Here is a 3,764-nt window from a genome sequence, read left to right on the forward strand (position 1 = left end):
CACGGGATCTCCCGCCGGGGCGTTTTTGTCGCCGCAGAGTGCCCGGTCAGACCGTGAGGGCCTCGGGGAGCGCGGCCTTCGGGAGCATCTCGAGCGGCCAGCGCGGACGCACGCCGAAGGCGAGCTTCGAGAGGAGCGCGTCGCGCTCGGCTTGGGTCATCGACTCGAGCCGCGCGATGCCCGCGGCGGCGATCATCGCGCCGTTGTCCGTGCAGAGCCGCATCGGCGGGAAGTAGATCTTCCCGCGGCGGCGCTCCACTTCCTGAGTGAGCCGCGCACGGAGCTGCTTGTTGGCGGAGACGCCGCCCGCCACCACGACGTGGTTGAGGCGCGTCGTCTTGATCGCGCGCACGAGCTTCGCGGCGAGCACGTCCACGAGGGCGTCCACGAACCCGCGGGCGAGGTTCGCGCGGAACGTCTCGTCCTTCGGGTCCGGGGCGTTCGTCACCGCGGTGAGCACCGAGGTCTTGAGGCCCGAGAAGCTCATCATCAGGTTGGGCGCGTGGATCATGGGGCGGGCGAGCTCGATCGCGCCCGGAACGCCCTTTTCGGCGAGCGCCGACACGGCGGGACCGCCGGGATAGGAGAGGCCGAGGAGCTGCGCGGTCTTGTCGAAGGCTTCGCCCGCGGCGTCGTCGAGCGTCTCGCCGAGGAGTTCGTAGCTCCCGAAGGACTCGACCTTGAGGATCTGCGTGTGCCCGCCCGAGACGAGGAGCGCGAGGAAGGGAAATTCCGGCGCCGGATCGGCGAGGCGCGCCGCGAGGAGGTGTCCCTCGAGGTGATGCACGCCCACCACCGGAATGCCGAGGGCGAAGCCCATCGCGTGGGCGACGGCGTTGCCCGCGAGCAGGGCGCCCGCGAGCCCGGGGCCCTCGGTCACGGCGATCGCCGTGATGTCCGAGCGGCGTTTGCCCGCCTTGGCGAGGACTTCGTCGGTGAGGGCGACCACGCGGCGGATGTGGTCGCGGCTCGCGAGCTCGGGCACCACGCCGCCGTAGGCGCGGTGCATGTCGATCTGGGTGTGGAGCGCGTCGGCGAGCAGCCCCTCCGTGTCGGAGATGAGCGCGGCGCCGGTTTCGTCGCAGGAGGATTCAATACCGAGAACTAGCATAGTGGTCCGCATTCTAAAAGAGGCCTGCGGCGCCTGCAGGCGCGCGGCCCCGGTGAAGAGGTCCGGCGGAGCGGACGGGGGCGAAAAAATCGCCGCTTTCGTTTGAGTCCGCACGCGTTTTATGAGAAAATGCGCGCTTCGTACTCAGCCGCCTCTTGCCCCGGAACCAGACGCAGGCTGGGTTTTTCAATACATTTCCGGGTCATCACAACTTTGGTGTCGAATGCCTACTATCCGCGTTAAAGAGAACGAACCCTTCGAAGTCGCCATGCGCCGTTTCAAGCGCACCATCGAAAAGGCCGGCCTGCTCACCGAGCTTCGTGCGCGCGAATTCTACGAAAAGCCCACGGCCGAGCGTAAGCGCAAGAAGGCCGCCGCGATCAAGCGCCACTACAAGCGCCTTCGCAGCATGATGCTCCCGAAGAAGCTCTACTAATCTTCGAGCCCACTTCTCTTTTTTCCTCCGACGCCCTCCGGACGTTCCGGTGGGGCTTCTGAAGAATCTCTGATTCCCTCAAGGATGGTGATGATTAAGGACAGAATCCGCGAAGATATGAAGGCCGCGATGCGCGAGCACGACGCCGACCGTCTGAGCACGATTCGTCTCCTTCTCGCTGCCGTGAAGCAGCGGGAAATCGATGAAAAGATCGATGCGACGGACGACCAGGTGATGGAGATCATCACCAAGATGGTCAAGCAGCGCCGCGACTCGGTCGAACAGTACCGCGCCGGCGGCCGTGAAGACCTCGCTCAGAAGGAGCAGGCGGAAATCGATGTGCTCTCGGGCTACCTCCCGAAGCAGCTCTCCGAGGACGAGATCCTCGCGATCATCGACGAAGCCGTTGCTGCTGCGGGCGTCTCCGGCATGGCCGCCATGGGCCGCGTGATGGGTGCCGTCAAGGCCAAGGTGACGGGCCGCGCCGATCTCGGCAAGGTCTCCGCCCTGGTGAAGGCCCGCCTCACGGCCTGAGGTCTCTCGACCGCGCCTGAGGGCGCTCACCGTCCCGCGTTCGACACTCGGGGCGGGGAGCCTTCGGGCTTCATATCGGCCGGCGGGTCCGCCTGAAGTGCGGCAGCCGCCGGTTCAATTGGAAACCTGCAGCGCCTCGGCATGAGGTCTGCAGGTTTTTCCATTTTGTGCGGAGTTCCGACTGGAGACCTTCCTCTGCGCCGGGCTCTACCGGCTTATTCGGCCCGCACGGCGTGCCCTATCATGAAGGGCTCGTACGCCTCCCATCCGTCAGACACTTCCAACCGCACCGCCATGATTCCCGAGGGCTTCATCACCAGTCTGCTCGACCGCGCCGACATCGTCGACGTGGTTGGCCGCTACGTGACGCTCAAGAAGCAGGGCCGCAACTTCATGGCGTGCTGCCCCTTCCACAAGGAGAAGACGCCTTCGTTCTCGGTGAGCCCCTCGAAGCAAATCTTCAAGTGCTTCGGCTGCGGCAAGGCCGGCAACGCCATCGGCTTCCTGATGGACATCGAGCGGATCGACTTCCCCGAGGCCGTGCGCCGGCTCGCGGGCATCTACGGCCTCGAGGTCCCCGAGGACCGGTCGCCGCGCCGGCTCGAGCAGCGCGCCAAGGCGAAGGCGCTCTCGGACTACATGAAGGAGGCGGCGGACTTTTACACGGAGAACCTGAAGAAGTCCACGAAGGCCGTGGACTACCTCAAGGCCCGCGAGATCACGGGCGAGACCGCCGCGCGCTTCGGCCTCGGCTATTCGCCCGACGGCTGGCACGGCCTGCAGGCGGTCTTCCCCGGCGAGCGCTACGGCGCACCGGAACTCCTCACCACCGGGCTCGTCCTCGAGAAGAACGGCAGGCGCTACGACGCCTTCCGCGACCGCATCATGTTCCCGATCCGCTCGCCCAAGGGCACGGTGATCGGGTTCGGCGCGCGCACGATGAAGGGCGACGAGCAGCCGAAGTACCTCAACAGCCCCGAGACGCCGATCTACCACAAGGGCAGCGAACTCTACGGTCTCTACGAAGGCCGCGCCGCCGTGATCGACAAGGGCCGCGCGATCGTCTGCGAAGGCTACATGGACGTGATCCAGCTCTCGCAGGCGGGGTTCCGCGAGGCCGTCGCGGCGCTCGGCACCTCCATCACGCCCGAGCACGTGAAGAAGCTCTTCAAGCTCACCGACTCGGTCTACTTCTCGTTTGACGGCGACTCCGCCGGCCGCAAGGCCGCGCGTCGGGCGCTCGAGGCAGCCGTGCCGGTGATCGGCGACGAGCAGGCGGCGCACTTCGTGCTGCTGCCGCCCGAGCACGACCCCGACAGCCTCATCAAGGCCGAGGGGGCTGCGGGCTACGAGCGCGAGCTCGAGAAGGCGCTGCCGCTTACGGAGTTCTTGAAGAGCCTCCTTCTTGAAGGAAAGTCCCTCATGTACGCCGAAGAGCGCGCGAAGCTCTGCGCCGAGGCGAAGCCCCTGATCCTCGGCCTCAAGAACGCGCCGATGCTGCGCCTTGCCCTCATGAAGGAGATCGCGGCGATCGCGCGCCTGCAGTTCGAGGACCTCGAGCGACAGTGGGGCGTCGCCACTCCCGCGCCCGCGCGTCCCGCAGCGCCCGTAGCACTGCCGGGATTCGGCCCGCGCGCCCCCGGCCGCTGGGGGCGGCAGGGCGCCTGGAGCGGGTCCTGGCGC

4 protein-coding genes are annotated in these 3,764 nt (G+C 66.8%); 3 read left to right on the forward strand and 1 reads right to left on the reverse strand.

Features of this window, described 5'->3' with window-relative positions; translation table 11 throughout:
• Positions 1-46 precede the first annotated feature (46 nt).
• Positions 47-1,111, reverse strand: a complete 1,065-nt coding sequence (gene tsaD / locus ACT6Y9_RS09360) for a tRNA (adenosine(37)-N6)-threonylcarbamoyltransferase complex transferase subunit TsaD (protein ID WP_443744329.1) — start codon at positions 1,109-1,111, stop codon at positions 47-49.
• A 223-nt stretch (positions 1,112-1,334) separates the two neighbouring features.
• Here tsaD and rpsU point away from each other — a divergent pair, with 223 nt between their 5' ends.
• The 3 genes from rpsU to dnaG form a co-directional block, all read left to right on the forward strand.
• Positions 1,335-1,547: a 30S ribosomal protein S21 gene (gene rpsU / locus ACT6Y9_RS09365; protein WP_295480915.1), complete on the forward strand. Its 213-nt coding sequence runs from the start codon at positions 1,335-1,337 to the stop codon at positions 1,545-1,547.
• Between the two features lie 84 nt (positions 1,548-1,631).
• The gene (locus ACT6Y9_RS09370; RefSeq protein WP_295480917.1) at positions 1,632-2,081 is read left to right on the forward strand and encodes a GatB/YqeY domain-containing protein; all 450 of its coding nucleotides are present in this window, start codon (positions 1,632-1,634) and stop codon (positions 2,079-2,081) included.
• Positions 2,082-2,324: 243 nt separating this feature from the next.
• The coding region (gene dnaG / locus ACT6Y9_RS09375) for a DNA primase (protein WP_443744330.1) at positions 2,325-3,764 on the forward strand (1,440 nt) is incomplete at its 3' end.

The sequence above is a fragment of the Sutterella sp. genome (genome assembly GCF_052272535.1).
Lineage (GTDB): Bacteria > Pseudomonadota > Gammaproteobacteria > Burkholderiales > Burkholderiaceae_F > Sutterella.